At 65.5% G+C, this 17,436-nt stretch carries 16 protein-coding genes and 1 tRNA gene; 3 read left to right on the forward strand and 14 right to left on the reverse strand.

The window, feature by feature from the left end; translation table 11 throughout:
- Positions 1–50: 50 nt before the first annotated feature.
- Complete coding sequence (locus ACMUOY_RS05500; RefSeq protein WP_413891695.1) at positions 51–845, forward strand: type III pantothenate kinase; 795 nt, start codon at positions 51–53, stop codon at positions 843–845.
- Between the two features lie 61 nt (positions 846–906).
- On the opposite strand, the gene ACMUOY_RS05505 is transcribed toward ACMUOY_RS05500, so the two are convergent.
- The 9 genes from ACMUOY_RS05505 to ACMUOY_RS05545 all read right to left on the reverse strand — a co-directional run bounded on the left by ACMUOY_RS05505 (position 907) and on the right by ACMUOY_RS05545 (position 8,333).
- Positions 907–1,680 carry a hypothetical protein gene (locus ACMUOY_RS05505; protein ID WP_413891696.1) on the reverse strand — a complete coding sequence of 258 codons (774 nt, stop codon included), beginning with the start codon at positions 1,678–1,680 and terminating at the stop codon, positions 907–909.
- 20 nt (positions 1,681–1,700) lie between these two features.
- A complete protein-coding gene (locus tag ACMUOY_RS05510; RefSeq protein WP_413891697.1) occupies positions 1,701–2,363 on the reverse strand; it encodes a TetR/AcrR family transcriptional regulator in 663 nt (220 codons plus the stop codon).
- A gap of 130 nt (positions 2,364–2,493) precedes the next feature.
- Positions 2,494–3,831, reverse strand: coding sequence for a patatin-like phospholipase family protein (locus ACMUOY_RS05515; protein ID WP_413891698.1), 1,338 nt, complete (start codon positions 3,829–3,831; stop codon positions 2,494–2,496).
- A gap of 135 nt (positions 3,832–3,966) precedes the next feature.
- On the reverse strand, positions 3,967–4,542 hold the full coding sequence (locus ACMUOY_RS05520) for a phasin family protein (protein WP_413891699.1): 576 nt from the start codon (positions 4,540–4,542) through the stop codon (positions 3,967–3,969).
- A 436-nt stretch (positions 4,543–4,978) separates the two neighbouring features.
- Positions 4,979–5,209, reverse strand: coding sequence for a hypothetical protein (locus tag ACMUOY_RS05525; RefSeq protein WP_413891700.1), 231 nt, complete (start codon positions 5,207–5,209; stop codon positions 4,979–4,981).
- A 3-nt stretch (positions 5,210–5,212) separates the two neighbouring features.
- On the reverse strand, positions 5,213–6,208 hold the full coding sequence (locus tag ACMUOY_RS05530) for a Bug family tripartite tricarboxylate transporter substrate binding protein (protein ID WP_413891701.1): 996 nt from the start codon (positions 6,206–6,208) through the stop codon (positions 5,213–5,215).
- Complete coding sequence (locus ACMUOY_RS05535) at positions 6,205–6,585, reverse strand: chorismate mutase (protein ID WP_413891702.1); 381 nt, start codon at positions 6,583–6,585, stop codon at positions 6,205–6,207. Before ACMUOY_RS05535 ends, ACMUOY_RS05530 begins: the two co-directional genes overlap by 4 nt.
- 183 nt (positions 6,586–6,768) lie before the next feature.
- Positions 6,769–6,842, reverse strand: a tRNA-Gly gene (locus ACMUOY_RS05540).
- 12 nt (positions 6,843–6,854) lie between these two features.
- On the reverse strand, positions 6,855–8,333 hold the full coding sequence (locus ACMUOY_RS05545; protein WP_413891703.1) for an NAD-dependent succinate-semialdehyde dehydrogenase: 1,479 nt from the start codon (positions 8,331–8,333) through the stop codon (positions 6,855–6,857).
- Between the two features lie 200 nt (positions 8,334–8,533).
- Between ACMUOY_RS05545 and alaS the strand changes: the two genes are divergently transcribed.
- A complete protein-coding gene (gene alaS / locus ACMUOY_RS05550) occupies positions 8,534–11,161 on the forward strand; it encodes an alanine--tRNA ligase (RefSeq protein ID WP_413891704.1) in 2,628 nt (875 codons plus the stop codon).
- Positions 11,162–11,290: 129 nt separating this feature from the next.
- A complete protein-coding gene (locus ACMUOY_RS05555; RefSeq protein ID WP_413891705.1) occupies positions 11,291–12,190 on the forward strand; it encodes a dienelactone hydrolase family protein in 900 nt (299 codons plus the stop codon).
- 68 nt (positions 12,191–12,258) lie between these two features.
- On the opposite strand, the gene ACMUOY_RS05560 is transcribed toward ACMUOY_RS05555, so the two are convergent.
- The 5 genes from ACMUOY_RS05560 to ACMUOY_RS05580 form a co-directional block, all read right to left on the reverse strand.
- The gene (locus tag ACMUOY_RS05560; RefSeq protein WP_413891706.1) at positions 12,259–13,023 is read right to left on the reverse strand and encodes a pseudouridine synthase; all 765 of its coding nucleotides are present in this window, start codon (positions 13,021–13,023) and stop codon (positions 12,259–12,261) included.
- A gap of 137 nt (positions 13,024–13,160) precedes the next feature.
- On the reverse strand, positions 13,161–14,294 hold the full coding sequence (locus ACMUOY_RS05565) for an ABC transporter substrate-binding protein (RefSeq protein WP_413891707.1): 1,134 nt from the start codon (positions 14,292–14,294) through the stop codon (positions 13,161–13,163).
- Positions 14,295–14,455: 161 nt separating this feature from the next.
- A complete protein-coding gene (gene trmB, locus ACMUOY_RS05570; RefSeq protein WP_413891708.1) occupies positions 14,456–15,187 on the reverse strand; it encodes a tRNA (guanine(46)-N(7))-methyltransferase TrmB in 732 nt (243 codons plus the stop codon).
- The gene (gluQRS, locus tag ACMUOY_RS05575) at positions 15,184–16,257 is read right to left on the reverse strand and encodes a tRNA glutamyl-Q(34) synthetase GluQRS (RefSeq protein ID WP_413891709.1); all 1,074 of its coding nucleotides are present in this window, start codon (positions 16,255–16,257) and stop codon (positions 15,184–15,186) included. The genes trmB and gluQRS overlap by 4 nt, the downstream gene beginning before the upstream one ends.
- A gap of 95 nt (positions 16,258–16,352) precedes the next feature.
- Positions 16,353–17,405, reverse strand: a complete 1,053-nt coding sequence (locus tag ACMUOY_RS05580; protein ID WP_413891710.1) for an NAD(P)/FAD-dependent oxidoreductase — start codon at positions 17,403–17,405, stop codon at positions 16,353–16,355.
- Positions 17,406–17,436: the final 31 nt, after the last annotated feature.

Raw genomic sequence — 17,436 nt, forward strand, 5'->3', positions numbered from 1 at the left:
TAACCGTTCCCGCATCCGGCGGTCTTGCGAAACCCGCAATAATGCGGCGCATGACCTTGATGGCAATCGATGTGGGCAACACCCGGCTCAAGTGGGCGCTTTACGATGCGCCCGAACCGGGCGCGCAGGTGTTGGCGCAGGGGGTTGAATTCCTGGAGAACATCGAGAAGCTGGCCGAGGGCGAATGGGCCGCTTTGCGGCCGCCGGACCTCATGCTGGGCTGCATCGTCGCAGGTGACGCGGTCAAGCGCCGGGTGCAGGAACAGATGGAGATCTGGGACGTGTCGGCGAACTGGGTTGTTTCCAGTACCGCCGAAGCGGGTCTGGTCAACGGCTACGACCATCCTTCTCGACTGGGTCCGGACCGCTGGGTGGCCATGATCGGAGCGAACCACCGGATGCGCGCCCGCGGCACGCCAAGGCCCATGGTTGTGGTCATGGTGGGGACCGCTGTCACGGTCGAGGCCATCGACGCACACGGTCATTTCTTGGGCGGCCTGATCCTGCCTGGCCACGGCATCATGCTGCGGGCGCTGGAGTCCGGCACGGCCGGCTTGCACGTGCCGACGGGTGAGGTGCGCGCATTCCCGACCAACACCAGTGATGCGCTCACCAGCGGGGGCACCTATGCCATCGCCGGTGCGGTGGAGTGCATGGTTCGCAATGTCCGGCAGCACTGCGGTGTTGAACCGGCCTGTTTCATGACCGGTGGCGCCGGCTGGAAGATGGCGCCCTCCCTCTCGGTGGAGTTCGAACTGGTGGAGAGCCTGATCTTCGACGGCCTGCTGGTGATCGCCCAGGAGCGTTACGGCTCATCATCGGGCCGTCCGCAACCCGGCCGGTGATTGCTATATTTATTGAAGCAAAAAATGACCGTTTGACGATGGGAATTGCCTGGAATAGTCGCTAATCTCCGAGTTCAGCCTGCGCCAGGTCCCGGTCCAGTCTTTCCTTGGCATCCATCGGTTCAATGGCGGCTGCCTGTTCGTACAGGCGGGTGGCCTCGGGGCTGTCCGGGTTGCCTTCGAGCATGACCAGTCCGCGCGCGTACTCGAGCCTGGCCATGGCCGAATCGGGGTTCAGCACCAGTGCCTTTCGGTACATCGCCAGACCCACATCCTTGCGGGCGCCATAGGTCATGCGTCCGATCAGCGGACCGACCTTGTCGATGACCTCGGCATGAAAGGCACCGAGCGCCACATGGGCGTCGGCGTGCAAGGGCTGCAACCGGAGGGTCTCTTCCAGCGCTGCGCGAATGCGCTGCCCCAGGCCTTCGGCCAACGCCTTCGCGACGCTGATGCCCTGGCTGTAGCGCCCCAGGGCGTAGGCTTGCCAGTACCATGCGGCGGGATTGAGCGGTTCAATCGTGGCCTGCATCCGCGCGCGCTCCGCCGTCTCCAGAAACAGGTCGAGCCGGCTTTTCTCCGAGGGCTCAAGGTAGTTGGCGTAAACGCAGCACGCCTTGTTGGCTACGGTGACACCTGCGGGGCCCAGATCCAGGCCGGACTCCAAGGCGCTTTGAAAAAAACCGTTGTGGAAATGCGCCCACGCTTGAAGCACCGCATCGTCACCCGGCATCGGCTCCGCGTCGCCCGCATGCAACCGCTTCCAGTGCTGCGCGACGCAACCCGTGTCATAGACATAGGCGCCGATGAATGGAAAGGGGGTCCACGACAGCATGATGCGACGGCGGATGCCGTTCAGGAATCGCTGGAGTCGTAGGCCGTCACCAGGGTCATCAGGTGCTGGCGCTGGCCCAGCTCCAGGTAGGGCATCAACAGATTGAGCACATGGTGGGCGCCGCGCATCAGGGCCAGTTGCGCATGCTCGGGCTCCAGTGCGCGGCGCGGGTCTCGCACGTATTCATAGCTCAGCCAGTAGGTCAGCACAACCACCATGCTGGTGGCCGTGGCCTCCACTTCGCGAGAGTCGATGTCAATGGAGCCGGCGCGGCTCATGCCATCAAGCAAGGCTTTGACCGCGCGGGTCTTGTTCTTCAGAACCCACTGGAAATGCGTCTCGAGGCGGCGGTTCTTGCTGAGCAGGTCGTTGAGGTCGCGGTACAGGAAGCGGTACTGCCAGATCAGTTCGAAAAGCGTGTGCATGAAGAACCACGCATCCTCGACATCGCGCACGTTGTCGCTGGCGTTGAGCAGTTCGCTGAGCGAGCGCTCGTAGCGGTCGAACAGGCTGTTGATCAGCTCATCCTTGGCCGGATAGTGGTAGTAGAGATTGCCCGGGCTGATGTTCAGTTCGGCCGAAATCAGCGTGGTCGATACGTTCGGTTCGCCGAAGCGGTTGAACAACTCCAGCGTCACCTCCAGAATGCGTTCCGCGGTGCGGCGTGGCGCTTTTTTCGCCATGGATGTCTTCCTCCGATATTGTGCCGACTCTACCCCAATCGCCAGATCACCTGGCCGCACGCCGCTTCCCTCCGCACACCCTGGCGCGGCCATGACGCCGAATGGCTCTCAGGGCGAACGCCACCCGGCTTCAGGCGGCGCCGTGGCGTCGTGCTTTTGGCGTGACCATATCGCCCAGGTCCTCCATCGTCTCCTGCAAGGAAACGATGGCCTGACCGATCCGGCTGCGCGGTTTCGTTGGTACGACCAGGCGCCGTTTGGGATCATCCAGCACATCGTTGTTCAGGGTGATGCCGTGGCGGGCGAGGCGGGCCGAGAAGGCGGCGCGCCGCGAACGCAACATTGCCCGGGTCTGCTGATAGGCGTGCTCGGCCAGGTGACGACGCTGGGCATAGCTGAACGTATTGGCCAGGTACAGCTCCGGATCACGGTGGTCAGGCTCGAACAGGAGGATGTCGGTGTCCGGATAGGCGCGTTCGTATCCCTTGATGCCGAGCTCCATCCGAGAGTGAATGATGGAGCGGAAAGTCTGGCTGAGTACCGCCGGGAGGCCGCCGTCCACGATGCGCGGAATGCGTCGCTTTTCAGGCGGCAAGCCGCGCTGCATCACCTGGGTGATCTCGGGCAGCGTGGCGTCGAAAGGCACCAGCGGATTCATGCACAGCATCAGGTCCATGCCCTCGTCCAGCGCCACCGAGGCATGCATGGTCTTCTTGAGGGCGCCATCCACGTAATAGTGCGCGTCGATCTCCACGGGTGGAAACAAGCCCGGCAGCGCCGAACTCGCCTGAACCGCCTTGGAAATCGGGACGTGGTCCCAGCCCGGCCGGCCAAACGGCGCGGCCTCCCCACTGTCCAAGTTCGTGGCGACCAAGGTCAGCTGGGTCTTGAGCTGGCGGAAATCGTTGGTGCGGCCGGCGCGGGCGAAAAGGGCGGCCAGGCGCCGGTCCACATCGTCATTGGCAAACACGCCGGTGGGCAGTCCAGGCCCCAGCTTTTCCAGTGCACTGATCAAGGACCGCCGTTCTACCAGCAGTCGCCACAGGGCGGCCGCGACAAGTCCCGGCATCATGATGGACCGTCGGGCGAACTCGCCCCAGGCGGGGACGGTCAGCCAGGACGGATCGAATACCTCGGCGCTCTCGTCGCTGTTTTCAATGAATCCGTCGCACAGTTCTCGCGGCGTCATGCCGTTGGCAAGGGCAGCGGCCAGAAAACCACCAGCTGACACCCCCACGTAATGGTCCAGTTGGGTCAGATCAATGCCTTCAAGGGATTCATCCAGCGCGCAGAGGGCGCCGATTTCATAGATGGCACCCAACGGCCCACCACCTGCCAGTGCCAAGGCGACCCGAGGTTTGTGGGCGCCTCGCTTGGGCTGCGGCGCTGCGGCGCGCGATGGAGGCAACGCCCGTTCGTTCGCGGGTGGGGTGACAAGGCGAAGGGAACGCGGTTTTTTCGTGCTCATGTCATTCAGTGTAGATGGGCAAGGCCGGAATATTTGCTGCGCTGCAGCAGGTCAGAAAAACAAAAGGGGCGAACCCGTCGCCCCTTTTCTCGCTGTCATGCGGCCCGAAGGCCAACCGGGATCATCCTTTGCACCTTATGCCCCAGCCGCTTCCGTCTTGACGGGCGCAGTTGCCTTTCGCGTCGCTGCGCGCTTGGTCGCGGGCTTGGCGGCGCTCTTGGCGGACTTGGGTGCGCTCTTGCGGGCCGGCTTTGCCGCAGCCGTCTTGGGAGCACCCGATTTGGCGGAAGCGGCCGCCTTGGCTGACAGCTGCTGCACGTTCTTGTTGAGTTCGTCGATGCGGGCAATCAAGGCGTCGACGTCCTTGGACGAAGGCACGCCCAGCTTGTTCAAGGCCTTGGCCACGCGTTCCTCGAAGATGTTCTCCAGCTTGTCCCATTGGCCGGTGGCCTTGGACGTGATGCCGGTCGCCATGTTGGCCATCTTGCTGGTCGCTTCAGTGATCTTTTCTTCAGCCGCAGCCTGTGTCTTGCGCTGGATCGAGAGGCCTTCCTTGGCCAGAGTCTCGAACACCTTGCCACCCTCATTCTGGGCTTTGGTGAAGGCGGCCAGTCCGGCCAGCCAGATTTGTTGCGCCGAATCTTTGACCGCGCCGGGAAGTTGAGCCGGGGATTTTTTCGCAGCGCTTGTTTTTTGCAGTTTCTTGACCATCAAGGCCTCCAGCATAAAGAATACCAACCATCAAAAAGACTTCTACCATCCAAAAGACGCTAGAAATATAGTCTGCCAATCGCTATTTGGTTAGGGATGAACTCCTAAACTTGTTGTGTCACCAACGAAGACCCAGGTTTTCTCCGAGTCGCTATACGTGCGATGTCCGAGGGCGATTGGGTGAGCGACGCCCGGATGGAAGCGCAAGGTCGTGATCGATTTTGACGCGTGACCCTGCGCGTGCTGGATTGGGCTGCCACGAGGGATGTATTCATCGGGAATGCCAAGCATTTGGCGCTGGACGAAGTTCTTTTTGCTGCGACGCTCCTGGCCAGACTTCGAACGTCGCGCCATCAGGGAGCCATACGGTGCGATGCTCAACGTCCGAAGGTGGTGATGACCTGCCACCGTACCAATCAACAGCGGAAGTCCGGGGTCAAGGGTAGTCGTTTTTTCGTTGAGCCGAGATGTATTGGCGCAGCAAGTCCATCGCTTTCAAGGACCGGGCGCAGGAACCGGGACGGGACGAGATGCCAGTCCAAGGCATACTCCTTGCGACGCCGGCATCGCATCCGAAGTAGATGCAGGCACGTTGGTCCAGTTGCGCCAGCGCCCGCTCGATCTCCTCGTCACCGGCTGGGCGCCGGATGACCTGGACGCCGATCATCACTCACTCGATGGTGATGCCGGTGCGCTTGATGATCGGGGTCATGACCCGGAGTTCCTGCTGCATGAAGTTCTGCAGCGCTTCCGGTGTCCCGCCGATCGGCTCCATGTACTGGGCGTGCAGCTTTTCGCGGACCTCGGGCATGGCCAGAACGGCATTGATTTCGCGGTTCATGCGCTGCACGATGTCGGTGGGCGTGCTGGCCGGCGCCATCACGGCCATCCAGGCCAGGTTTTCGATCTCGGGAAGGCCGGCTTCCTTCATCGTGGGAATGTCCGGGGTCAACTGGCTTCGTTGCGCAGTCGACACCGCGAGCGTGCGCAGCTTGCCAGCCTTGACCTGCGGGAGCACGGCCACTGCCGGAACGCAGGCAAATTGCACATCGCCTTGCAGAATGGCCAGCACGGCCAGCGGCGACGAGGCGTAAGGAATGTGCACGGCATAGGTGTCGGTCTTCACCTTGAGCAACTCGACGCCCAGTTGCGACAGGCTGCCGACGCCTGTGGACGAGAAGTTGAACTTGCCCGGGTTCTTCTTCATTGCCGCGACAAGTTCCTGCAACGAGTTGATGCCGGAATCGGCACGAACCGTGCAGACGTTCGCTTGTCCGCCGGCGAGGACGACCGGCCGCAGTTCGGTGAAGGGGTCGTACGGCAGCTTCTTGTACAGGACGGTGTTGTAGACCAGCGGGCCGTTGGTGCTGATCACGTAGGTGTAGCCGTCGCCGGGAGACTTGGCGACCGAGCCTGTGCCGTTGTTGCCGCCACCACCGACGCGGTTCTCGACGATGACCGGCTGGCCCAGTCGCGTTGCCAGCTTCTCGCCCATGATGCGTGCAATCACGTCCGGAGACGAGCCGGCGCCGTAAGGCACGACGAGCTTGATCGGCTTGCTCGGCCAAGCCGCCTGGGCCAGGGCAGCAGTGCCAGCAAGCGACAGGGCCAGTGCGGCCAGGCGCTTCAGCCAGGTGGACACGGTGGGGCGGTAACGGTGGTTCATGGCGATGGAATCAGTTCGGTTTCATGGAAAAAGCGCCCTTCACCGGCGATGAAACCACCGACCAGCGTGCGGTAGGTGGCCTCGACGAGGTCGGGCAGACCCGGGAAATCGGCTTCATGGCGCGTGGCCAGTTCGCGCACGCGCGAAAACACGGCGGCCTGGCGCTCGGGGGCAGCGACCTGGAAGGCGTCGCGCTTGAAGCGTGTCGCGTCGCGCACGCACAAGGCCCGCTCAGCGAGAAGCGCAACGATCTGCTCGTCGAGTGAATCGATTCGTTGGCGCAGCTGCCCCAGGGTGGTTGCTTTTGGCGTGTAGCCAGGCGTCACGAAGCGGCGCACCGGACCAACGTCGGTTGCAGGTTCCTGGGAAGTCGACATGGGCTTGGGCGGGTGGGCAGAAGGATGGCACGAGCTTAGCAAAACGCCGACGTGCAGCCATTGGCACAAACCCGTCCGGGCCCGACCGGGTTGGCACAACGTTACGAGTCGGCTTGCCAGGCAGGGAGGCCAGCACACCCGTGCTGAGGTCGATCAGCAGGCCTGGCTTGCAGAAGATCCGTGTGGAGCGGGAGACGGGAATCGAACCCGCGTATGAAGCTTGGGAAGCTGCCGTTCTACCATTGAACTACACCCGCGAAGCCGTTAGTTTACTTGAGGATGTCGCCCAGGCAGAGGTACTTGAGCTCCACGTAGTCGTCGATGCCGTGGTGCGAGCCTTCGCGGCCCAGGCCGGACTGCTTGACGCCACCGAAGGGCACGTGCTCCGTGGCCAGGATGCCGACGTTGATGCCGACCATGCCGTATTCCAGCGCTTCGCTGACACGGAAGATCCGGCCGACGTCGCGGCTGTAGAAGTAACTGGCCAGGCCGAATTCGGTGGCGTTGGCCGCGTCGACGGCCTCCTGCTCGGTGGTGAACTTGAACACCGGGGCGAACGGGCCAAACGTTTCCTCGCGGGCGCACAGCATGTCCGCCGTGGCGTCGGCCACGACCGTCGGCTCGAAGAACTGGCCGGACAGGCGCTTGCCGCCGACCAGCACGCGAGCGCCCCTGGCCACCGCATCCTTCACATGACGCTCCACTTTCTCCAGCGCGGCTTCCTCGATCAGCGGGCCCTGGTTGACCCCGTCCTCGAAGCCGTTGCCGACCTTCGCCGTCTTGACCTTGGCAGCGAATTTCTCGACAAATTCATCGTAGACGCCGTCCTGCACGTAGAGCCGGTTCGAGCAGACGCAGGTCTGGCCGGCATTGCGGTATTTGCTCGCGAAAGCCCCTTCGACTGCGCTGTCGATGTCAGCGTCGTCAAACACGATGAACGGCGCGTTGCCGCCCAGTTCCAGCGACAGCTTCTTGACGGTGGGGGCGCTCTGGGCCATCAGGATGCGGCCGACTTCGGTAGAGCCGGTGAAGGAGAGGTGGCGCACCACGCTGCTTTCGCACAGCACCTTGCCGATCGCGATCGAGTGGTCACTGTCGGCGCTCAGCAGGTTGATCACCCCGGCCGGAATGCCGGCGCGGATGGCCAGTTCGGCCGCCGCCAGCGCCGTCAGCGGCGTCAGTTCGGCGGGTTTGATGATGACCGGGCAACCGGCCGCCAGAGCCGGGGCCACCTTGCGGGTGATCATCGCCAGCGGGAAGTTCCAGGGGGTGATCGCCGCGCACACGCCGATCGGCTGGCGCAGCACCATCAGGCGTCGCGTGGGATCGAACGGCGGCAAGGTCTCCCCGTTGACGCGCTTGGCTTCTTCGGCAAACCATTCGACGAAGCTGGCGCCATAAGCCACTTCGCCTTTGGCCTCGAGCAGGGGCTTGCCCTGCTCGGCCGTCATCAGCCGGCCGAGGTCGTCCTGGTTGGCCATCAGCAGGTCGAACCATTTGCGAAGGATGTTGCTGCGCTCCTTGGCCGTCTTGCCACGCCACGCGGGCCAGGCCGCGTTCGCGGCCCCGATGGCGGCCTGCGCATCGGCGGGGCCCAGGTTGGCCACGTCGGCCAGCTTCAGGCCGGTGGCCGGGTCCAGCACCTCGAAGCGGCTGGCGCCAGACACCCACTGGCCGTTGATGAGGCCATCGGTCTTGAGCAGGGTGGGGTCCTTCAGCAGGGCCAGGGGGGAAGTCTTCATGTCCATGGTTCGTCTCCTTGTGGCGCGGCCGTTGCCGGCGATTTATTTAACCTGTTAAGCAATTATTCCAGCCGCAGAGCATAGCGCTTTGGCAATTCCGTGTCAGTCACGCCGTGAGCCCCAAACCTATAATCGAATGTTCAAGCAGATCAAGCCTTTACGTGCGGTTCGCGCTCGCTGGCCGGCACGGCAAACCACCCAAAACAATGAGCACTCCCACTTTCTCCGTCGCTGATATCCGCAAGAGCTTCCTCGACTTCTTTGCCTCCAAGGGCCACACGGTCGTGGCGTCGAGCCCGCTGGTGCCGGGCAACGACCCGACGCTGATGTTCACCAACTCGGGCATGGTGCAGTTCAAGGACGTGTTCCTGGGCACTGACAAGCGCTCGTATGTGCGCGCCGCCTCGGTACAGGCCTGCCTGCGCGCCGGCGGCAAGCACAACGACCTGGAGAACGTGGGTTACACCGCGCGCCACCATACGTTCTTCGAGATGCTGGGTAACTGGAGCTTCGGCGACTACTTCAAGCGCGAATCGCTCAAGTGGGCCTGGGAACTGCTGACCGTGGTCTACAAGCTCCCCGCCGAGCGCCTGCTGGCCACGGTGTATGAAGAGGACGACGAGGCCTACGACATCTGGACCAAGGAGATCGGCCTGCCGCCTGAGCGTGTGATCCGCATCGGTGACAACAAGGGCGGGCGCTACAAGTCCGACAACTTCTGGATGATGGCCGACACCGGCCCCTGCGGCCCGTGCAGTGAAATCTTCTATGACCACGGCGACCACATTCCCGGCGGCCCGCCTGGAAGCCCCGACGAAGATGGCGACCGCTTCATCGAGATCTGGAACAACGTGTTCATGCAGTTCGACATGAAGGAAGACGGCTCGGTCACGCCATTGCCCGCGCCCTGCGTGGACACCGGCATGGGCCTGGAGCGCCTGGCCGCCATCCTGCAGCACGTGCACAGCAACTACGAGATCGACCTGTTCGACGTGCTGATCAAGGCGGCTGCCCGGGAAACTGGCGTCGCCGACCTGAGCAACCCGTCGCTCAAGGTGATTGCCGACCACATCCGCGCCACCGCGTTCCTCGTCAGCGACGGCGTGATTCCCTCCAACGAAGGCCGGGGCTACGTGCAGCGCCGCATCGTGCGCCGCGCCATCCGCCATGGCTACAAGCTGGGCAAGAAGTCGCCGTTTTTCCACAAGCTGGTGAAAGACCTGGTGCAGCTCATGGGCGCGGCCTACCCCAACCTTGCCGCGCAGGAGGCCCGCATCACCGAGGTGTTGCGGGTCGAGGAAGAGCGTTTCTTCGAAACCCTGGCCACCGGCATGCAGATCCTGGACGAGGCGCTGGCCGGTGGCACCAAGGTCTTGCCTGGCGACGTGGCCTTCAAGCTGCACGACACCTACGGCTTCCCGCTTGATCTGTCGGCAGACGTTTGTCGCGAACATGGTGTCGAGGTGGACGGTGCCGGCTTTGCCGCCGCCATGGAGCAGCAAAAGGCCAAGGGACGCGCGGCCGGCAAGTTCAAGATGGACAAGGCGTTGGAGTACACCGGGCCCGGCAACACCTTCACCGGCTATGAGCACCTGGAAGAACGGGCCGCCAAGATCGTCGCCCTGTACCTAGACGGCGTCAGCGTGGCCGAGCTGAAAGCCGGGCAGAACGGGGTCGTCGTGCTCGACACCACGCCGTTCTACGCCGAAAGCGGCGGCCAGGTGGGCGACGAGGGCGAACTGGTCAGCGGGTCGGCGCGTTTCGAGGTGGCCGATACACAGAAGATCAAGTCCGACGTGTTCGGCCACCACGGCACGCTTGCCGAGGGCACGCTGAGCGTGGGCGACCATGTGGCCGCCCGGGTCAACACCCTGGTGCGCGGTGCGACCGTGCGAAACCACTCGGTCACCCACCTGATGCACAAGGCGCTGCGCGAAGTGCTGGGCGGCCATGTGCAGCAGAAGGGCTCGCTGGTCAATGCCGAGCGCACCCGTTTCGACTTCACGCACAACGCGCCGCTCACCGACGTCCAGATCCGCGAGATCGAGCTGCGCGTCAACGCCGAAATCGTGATGAACGTGCCGACCCAGGCGCGCGTGATGGACATCGAGTCGGCGCAGAAGACCGGCGCCATGATGCTGTTCGGCGAGAAATACGGCGAGACCGTGCGCGTGCTCGACATCGGAACCAGCCGTGAGCTTTGCGGGGGCACCCATGTGCAGCGCACCGGCGACATCGGCTTTTTCACCATCATTGCCGAAGGTGGCGTGGCCGCCGGCGTGCGCCGCATCGAGGCGGTCACCGGCCTGAACGCGCTGGCCTATGTGCAGGGCATGGAGGCCACTCTCGGCGGCGTGGCGGGCACCCTGCGCGTGACCCCGGGCGAGGTGCCGGCGCGTATCAGCGCCATGCTGGAGCAGGCGCGCGAGCTGGAGAAGGAGCTGACGGCCCTGAAGGGCAAGCTGGCCTCCAGCCAGGGCGACGAGCTGGTGAACAGGGCGGTGGACATCCGCGGCGTCAAGGTGCTGGCGGCGCGGCTGGAAGGCGCGGACGCCAAGGCCCTGCGCGAGACGATGGACAAGCTCAAGGACAAGCTCAAGACCGCCGCCATCGTGCTGGCCGCGGTGGACGGCGACAAGGTGCAGCTGGCCGCCGGCGTGACGGCCGATACCCTGGGCAAGGTCAAGGCGGGCGAACTGGTCAACTTTGTGGCGCAGCAGGTCGGTGGCAAGGGCGGCGGCAAGCCGGACCTGGCCATGGCCGGCGGCACCGAGCCCAGCAAGCTGGCCAGCGCCCTGGCCTCGGTGCAGGCGTGGGTCGGCGAGCGGGTCTGAAGCGCAGCGGCCCGCCTGGCACCCGATGTGCCGGTTGCGCGCGGCCAGCGAGGTTTTCTGTCGCCCCCGCTTGCAGATGAAGGTGCGGCATGCCCTGCCTTTGATTTGCTTTCGTTTTGATAGCGTTTCATGACCATTCGACGCTGGGCCTGTGCCCTTTTGACCTTGTTCTTGACGACAGGAGCCGGTGCGCGGGCCCCTGCGCACGATGCCGCGTCATCCGGGCCGCAGCGCGTGGAATTTCCCAGCCTGGATGCGCCCGACGGGCTGGCGATCATGTTGCCGGCCTGGTGGTTCCGTGCGCCCGCCGAGGGGGCGCCAAGCCGCGCCCCGGCGCCGGTGGTCGTGATGCTGCACGGCTGCAGGGGCATGTTGAACCGAAACGGCGAGCCCGCCGAACGGTATCGCGACTATGCGGCCCTGTTGAACGCCCAGGGCTGGGATGCGATCGCCGTCGATTCGCTGTCGCCGCGTGGCGAAACCGAGCTGTGCACCCAGCGCGAAGGCACCCGCAAGGTCACCCAGATCCAGCGGCGCCGTGATGCTCTGGGGGCGCTCGAGTGGCTTGCGGCACAACCCGGCGTGGATGCCAGCCGGCTGGCCTTGCTTGGCTGGTCCAATGGCGGCAGCACGGTGCTGTCCGCCACCAACCTCAATCATTCCGAGGTGGCAAGAAGCCGGACGCGACCGCGCTATGCCGCGGCCTTCTACCCCGGCTGTGAAACGGAGGGGCGCCGCGGCTACCGCCCCGTGTCAGACACCTTGCTGCTGGTCGGGCTGGCCGACGACTGGACGCCATCCACGCCCTGTCAGGTGCTGGCCAGCGAAAAAAGCGGGTATGCGGTGCGGGTGGAGGCTTTTGAAGGCGCCCATCATGGCTTCGACGGCAAGGCCGCGCTGACCCTGCGTCGCGATGTGCCCAATGGCGTCAACCCCGGTCAGGGCGTGCATGTGGGGGCAGATGCCCAAGCGCGGGAGCAGTCGCGCCAGATCCTGATTCAAGCCCTGCAGCAGGCCTTTACCCGCTGAGATCCGGTTGAATCAGGCCGCCTGCCGGCGGGTCCTGCCAATGGGAGAGTGAATCACGGGGCCCGCATTCAGGCGTCGGGCTCGGGCCACTGCAGCGAACGCCGGCTTTCGAAGGCGCGCGCCTGGCCGGTGACCGGATCGGTGAAGGCGATGGTGCGTGCCAGCAACTGCAAGGGTCGGCTGAAGTCTTCTGGCTCGCGCGGGCCGCGCCGCACGGTAGGGTAAAACTGGTCGCCGATGATCGGCAGCCCCAGCGCATCCATGCTGACGCGCAACTGGTGGCGGCGCCCGGTCAGCGGTTGCAGGCCATAGCGCGCGTGGGTGCCACGAACTTCGAGCACCTCGATGCGTGTTTCACTGTTGGCCTCGCCGGGCGTCTCGACCATGCGGAAAAAGGCGGACGAATCTTCCACGATGCGGCTGCGATGGACGCGCGGAAACGGCTGCACGCCGGGGCTGGCCGCGATCGCCTCATAGGTCTTGGTGACGGCGCGTTGGCGAAACAGCGCATGGTAGGCGTCGCGCGTGGCGGGCTGGACGGCGAACAGCGTCAGGCCCGCGGTTTCACGGTCGATGCGATGGATCGGCGCCAGGTGCTCGATGCCCAAGCGGCGCTTCAGGCGCACCAGCAGGGTTTGCTGCACATAGCCTCCGGTCGGCGTGACCGGCAGGAAGTGCGGTTTGTCGGCCACCACCAGCCAATCGTCCTGAAACAGGATGGTTTCATCGAACGGGATCACAGCCTCGTCCGCGATGTCGCGGTAGTAGTGCAGAACTTGTCCGGTGCGAATGGGCGCATCGACCGCAACAGGCTGTCCGGCGTCATCGAACACGTGGCCGGTGGCCAGGCGTTGCGCCCAGGTTTCCCGGGGGACGCCTGGCAGGCGCTCGGCCAGGAAATCCAGCAGAGTGACCCAGGGGCCTGGAGGTACGGCGACACGGCTGGCGCCGACGCCGTCGCGGGACGGAATCAGCGGACCACCTTGCCGTCGGGGCGGATCGTGACGAGGTCGATGGCCCGCGTCGAATCCCGCGTGCCGGCACGCAGGTTGATGCGAAAGCCGCCGACGTCGTAATCGGTCATCGTGGCCATGGCCGACTGCAGGCGGGCCTTGTCAAACGTCTTGCCCGTCCGGCGTACGGCTTCGGCCAGCGTCTTGGCAGCGATGAAGCCCTCAAGGCTCTCGTAGGACGGCGTCTGGTCGGTGCTTTCAAGGACCGCCAGGTACTCCCTGACGATGGGCGTGGTGGTGCTGCGCGGTGAGGGCACGACCTGCGAGACCACCACGCCGCCGATTTCATTGCCCAAGGCGGTGAACAGCGGGTCGATGCCGACCGCCGAGAAATTCATGAAGGTGCCGCCGTAGCTGGCCTTGCGCATCTTGCGAATGAAGGCGGCCGTGGTGTTGAACAACGAGACCTGAATGACGGCCTGGGGTTGCGCCTTGATGACGGACGCCACGGCCGCATCGACCTTGTCGCTGTTGACCGGAACAAACGCGGAAGCCACCAGCGGGGGCAACTTGAGCTCGGCGATGGCCAGGTTGACGGCCGCCAGGCCCGCGCGACCCATGGGATCGTCCTCGGCCACGACCGCGATGCGGCTCTGGCCCAGCGTGGCGCAATGGCGCACCATCTTGAAGGCCTCGTCCGTCATGCCAGGGCGCACGTGGAAGACATGGTTGCTCGTTGCTTCACGCAAGGTATCGGAAGCGGCGAACGGGGCGAAGAAGATCGCGTTCTCCGAGCGCGCCACCGCGGCGCCGGCCTCGGCGCTGGCCGTGCCGACAAACCCGAACAGGACATCAGCGCCGTCTGCGAGCAGCTTGCGCGCATTGGCCGCGGCCCGGGTGGCATCGTAGCCATCATCGAGCTGGCGAAGCTCCAACGTCCAGCCTGGCCCATTCTTGCGTCCGTTGAAGGCGTCCACGTACAGCTTGGCGCCGGCCGCGAAGGCCAGGCCGATCTCGCTGGCAGCGCCGGTCAACGGCACCGACTGACCAAGGATGATCTTGCGCCCCGCAGGAGCCTGGCCCCAGGAGACGCCAGCGGAAGTCACGGTCAGCGCCACGCCGGCCTGAAGGAGGGTTCTGCGTCGCGGCATCAACATGGCTGCTTTCTGACGCCGAAACGTCCTGTTGGGAAGATGTGCGACGATACCCGAGACCCGGCGGTCCGGCAACGCGTTGGGATGGCCGATCTGCTATCAGGCCATGCATGCAGCGCATGGCGAGCGCCGGGCGATGTGGCGTCGCGCCGATGGTTTCAGCGGCGCTGGAACACCAGGTCCCAGACCCCGTGGCCAAGCTTGAGACCGCGGTTCTCGAACTTTGTCAACGGCCGGTAAGCGGGCTTGGGGGCATAGCCGCCCAGCGACGCATCGGCTGTGTTCGCCAGCATCGGCTCGGCCCCCAGCACGGCCAGCATCTGCTCGGCGTAGGGCTGCCAGTCGGTGGCACAGTGCAGGTAGCCTCCGGGTTTGAGGCGCGTGGCCAGCCTGGCGACGAGGGGCGGCTGGATCAGGCGGCGCTTGTGGTGCTTCTTCTTGTGCCAGGGGTCGGGAAAAAAGATGTGTACGCCGTCCAGTGTGGCCTCGGTCAGCATATGGTCCAGCACCTCGACCGCATCGTGCGCCAGGATGCGGATGTTCGTCAGCTGCTGTTCGCCGATGCGCTTGAGCAGGGCGCCGACGCCGGGCTCATGCACCTCGCAGCACAGGAAGTTGTCGCCGGGCCGCAGGCCGGCGATATGGGCGGTGGCGTCACCCATGCCGAAACCGATTTCCAGGATCAGCGGAGCGTCCCGGCCGAAGGCGGCCATCGGATCGAAGCGCAGGGTCGGGTCGTACGGCAACACGAAGCGCGGGCCGAGCGCTTCGAGCGCGCGCTCCTGCCCCGGTCCCATGCGTCCGGCGCGCAGCACATAGCTCTTGATCTGGCGCAGGTGGGTGCCTTTGGCGGGCCCCGGTCGGGACAAGTCGTGGCGGGGATCGGTCATGGCGGTGTGTTTCTCGGCGGGTCGGGGGACGGGGTGCGGATTGTAGGTGTTGCCCCGGAGCGCACGGACGCGGCGGTGGCGGCGTGTGGCGCCCTCCAGACCCTGCCCCATTCATCGGCCCAGAACGCGAGTGCGGTAGCCAGCGGGCCGCTCGCCTGCTGTAGGCACAGCGCGGCGGCGGCGGCATTGAGCGCCGTCAGCGGATCGCCAGTGTCCAGCGCCGCTGCGCCATTCTGCTTGGAGAGTTTCTCCCCGTTGGGCCCGAGCACCAGCGGCGTGTGCAGGTAGCGCGGGGTGGACAGGCCGAGCGCGCGCTGCAGCAGGATCTGCCGTGGCGTGTTGTCGGCCAGGTCTTCGCCGCGCACGACATCGGTGATGCCTTGGTCGGCGTCGTCCACCACCACGGCCAGCTGGTAGGCCCACAGCCCGTCTGCGCGTTTGAGGACGAAATCACCGACCTCGGCTGCGACGTCCTGATGGCAGGGCCCGAGGCGGCGGTCCACCCAGCGGATCACCGGGTCCGTGGGTTCGGGCGCGAAAGGGTCATCGGTCGAAACGGGTGCTATGGATTGAATAGCTGATGAAGACCAATCGACGCTGGGTAAAGGCTGATTTTGTTCGAAATAACCGGTTCGCAGCCGCCATGCGCGTGCGGTGCGCCCGTGCAGCCCGTTGCGGCAGGTACCGGGATACACCAGCTCGCCGTGGCGGCCCCGCACGACGCCGCGGCGGGCCCATTCGGCTTCGATGTCACTGCGCGAGCAGGCGCAGGGGTAGGCAAGGCCTTGCGCCACCAGCCGGTCCAGCGCCTGCTGGTACAAAGCCCCCCGCCGTGACTGCCAGACCACCGGCTCATCCGGGACCAGCCCGCAGGCGGTCAGCTGGGCCAGGATGGTCTGGTCGGCGCCGGCCACGCAGCGCGGCGTGTCCACATCCTCGATCCGCACCAGCCATTGTCCGCCGTGGGCGCGCGCATCCAGCCAGCTCGCCAGCGCGGCAACCAGAGAGCCGGCGTGCAGTGGTCCGGTGGGAGAGGGGGCAAAACGGCCCCGGTAAGGAAGAGCCCCCACGCTCCCCGCTGCGCGTGGTTCGCTGCCTCCCGAGGGGGCGCTCGCCGCCTTGGGGCGGCCCGGCGGCGGCTCGGTGGCTCCCACGCTCCCCGCTGTCAGCCGGCGGCCAGCGCCAGCTCCAGCCCCGACAAAAAGGCGTCTTCCACGCGGTGGCCGATGCACCAGTCGCCACAGGCGCCGATGCCGGTGTGGGCATCCCAGAGGTGCGTCTGTCCCAGCGGCTTGACGGTGCGCGCATGGCGCCAGCGGTGCACGGCCGTATGGGCAGGCGCGGCGTAGATGCCGGTCACCTCGGTGAACGCCTTCAGCATCTTGGCCTCGATGCGGGCGGGGTCGTCCTGCAGGTGCTCGCGGGACCACTCGGCGCTGGCCTGCACGGTCCAGCGTTCCGTGGGCGTGCGCCCGGGCTTGGACGACTCGCGGGCCAGCCAGGCCACGCGGTGGTGCGTGCTGCGCGCGGCATTCCATTGCGGGCCCAGCGTGACCAGATCGGGCTGCATCGCGTTCGGAAACGCCAGCATCAGCGTCCAGCAGGGTGCGATGTCCACGCTGGCGAGCTTGCGCAGGCCTTTCGGTGACAGGCCGGACGTGGCCAGCAGGTCGGCCGCCTGCGGCGCGGGCAGCGCCAGCATGACGCCATCAAAGCCGCCATACACGTGCCGCGCTTCCCCGGCCTCGGTGCGCAGCTGCCAGCCGGCAGGGTCCAACGCATCGCGCTCGATGCGGGTCACGCGGGTCTTCAGTTCGAGCTGGCAGGCCGCCGCCAGTGGCTGCGCCCATTGCGTGACCAGATCGCTCATGCCCGGCACGGCCACCCAATGCGACTCCCGCGCGGGCAATGGCGCCTCGGTCACGCGGCCGTGCGCATCGAGCACGCGGATGGCATTGGCGCTCCAGGGCTTGCACAGACCGGGCACGGTTTCCAGGGCCCGGGCGAAGCGCGCATCGCGCACGGTGAAGTACTGTGCGCCGTGGTCGAAGCTGCCAAAAGGCGAACTGCGCGTGGCCATGCGCCCGCCGGGAGAGACGGTCTTCTCGAACACGGTGACGCTGTGGCCAGCCTGCACCAAGGTGCGCGCACAGGCGATGCCGGCCATGCCAGCGCCGATCACGGCGAAATGTCGGGGGCCTCGGGGTGCTTGTGGCATGGCGGTCTCTTTTCGTTGTGTTGACGGGCTG

This window comes from Candidatus Skiveiella danica, from assembly GCF_022705245.1.
Taxonomy (GTDB): domain Bacteria; phylum Pseudomonadota; class Gammaproteobacteria; order Burkholderiales; family Burkholderiaceae_C; genus Skiveiella; species Skiveiella danica.

Excerpts from the sequence above, each read along its gene's own strand:
- ACMUOY_RS05535 (WP_413891702.1), bottom strand. The coding sequence starts at position 6,585 with ATGTCGACTTCCCAGGAACCTGCAACCGACGTTGGTCCGGTGCGCCGC.
- ACMUOY_RS05500 (WP_413891695.1), top strand. The coding sequence starts at position 51 with ATGACCTTGATGGCAATCGATGTGGGCAACACCCGGCTCAAGTGGGCG.
- ACMUOY_RS05505 (WP_413891696.1), bottom strand. The coding sequence starts at position 1,680 with ATGCTGTCGTGGACCCCCTTTCCATTCATCGGCGCCTATGTCTATGAC.
- ACMUOY_RS05580 (WP_413891710.1), bottom strand. The coding sequence starts at position 17,405 with ATGCCACAAGCACCCCGAGGCCCCCGACATTTCGCCGTGATCGGCGCT.
- alaS (WP_413891704.1), top strand. The coding sequence starts at position 8,534 with ATGAGCACTCCCACTTTCTCCGTCGCTGATATCCGCAAGAGCTTCCTC.
- ACMUOY_RS05520 (WP_413891699.1), bottom strand. The coding sequence starts at position 4,542 with ATGGTCAAGAAACTGCAAAAAACAAGCGCTGCGAAAAAATCCCCGGCT.
- ACMUOY_RS05525 (WP_413891700.1), bottom strand. The coding sequence starts at position 5,209 with ATGATCGGCGTCCAGGTCATCCGGCGCCCAGCCGGTGACGAGGAGATC.
- ACMUOY_RS05510 (WP_413891697.1), bottom strand. The coding sequence starts at position 2,363 with ATGGCGAAAAAAGCGCCACGCCGCACCGCGGAACGCATTCTGGAGGTG.
- ACMUOY_RS05530 (WP_413891701.1), bottom strand. The coding sequence starts at position 6,208 with ATGAACCACCGTTACCGCCCCACCGTGTCCACCTGGCTGAAGCGCCTG.
- ACMUOY_RS05555 (WP_413891705.1), top strand. The coding sequence starts at position 11,291 with ATGACCATTCGACGCTGGGCCTGTGCCCTTTTGACCTTGTTCTTGACG.
- ACMUOY_RS05515 (WP_413891698.1), bottom strand. The coding sequence starts at position 3,831 with ATGAGCACGAAAAAACCGCGTTCCCTTCGCCTTGTCACCCCACCCGCG.
- trmB (WP_413891708.1), bottom strand. The coding sequence starts at position 15,187 with ATGACCGATCCCCGCCACGACTTGTCCCGACCGGGGCCCGCCAAAGGC.
- ACMUOY_RS05545 (WP_413891703.1), bottom strand. The coding sequence starts at position 8,333 with ATGGACATGAAGACTTCCCCCCTGGCCCTGCTGAAGGACCCCACCCTG.
- ACMUOY_RS05565 (WP_413891707.1), bottom strand. The coding sequence starts at position 14,294 with ATGCCGCGACGCAGAACCCTCCTTCAGGCCGGCGTGGCGCTGACCGTG.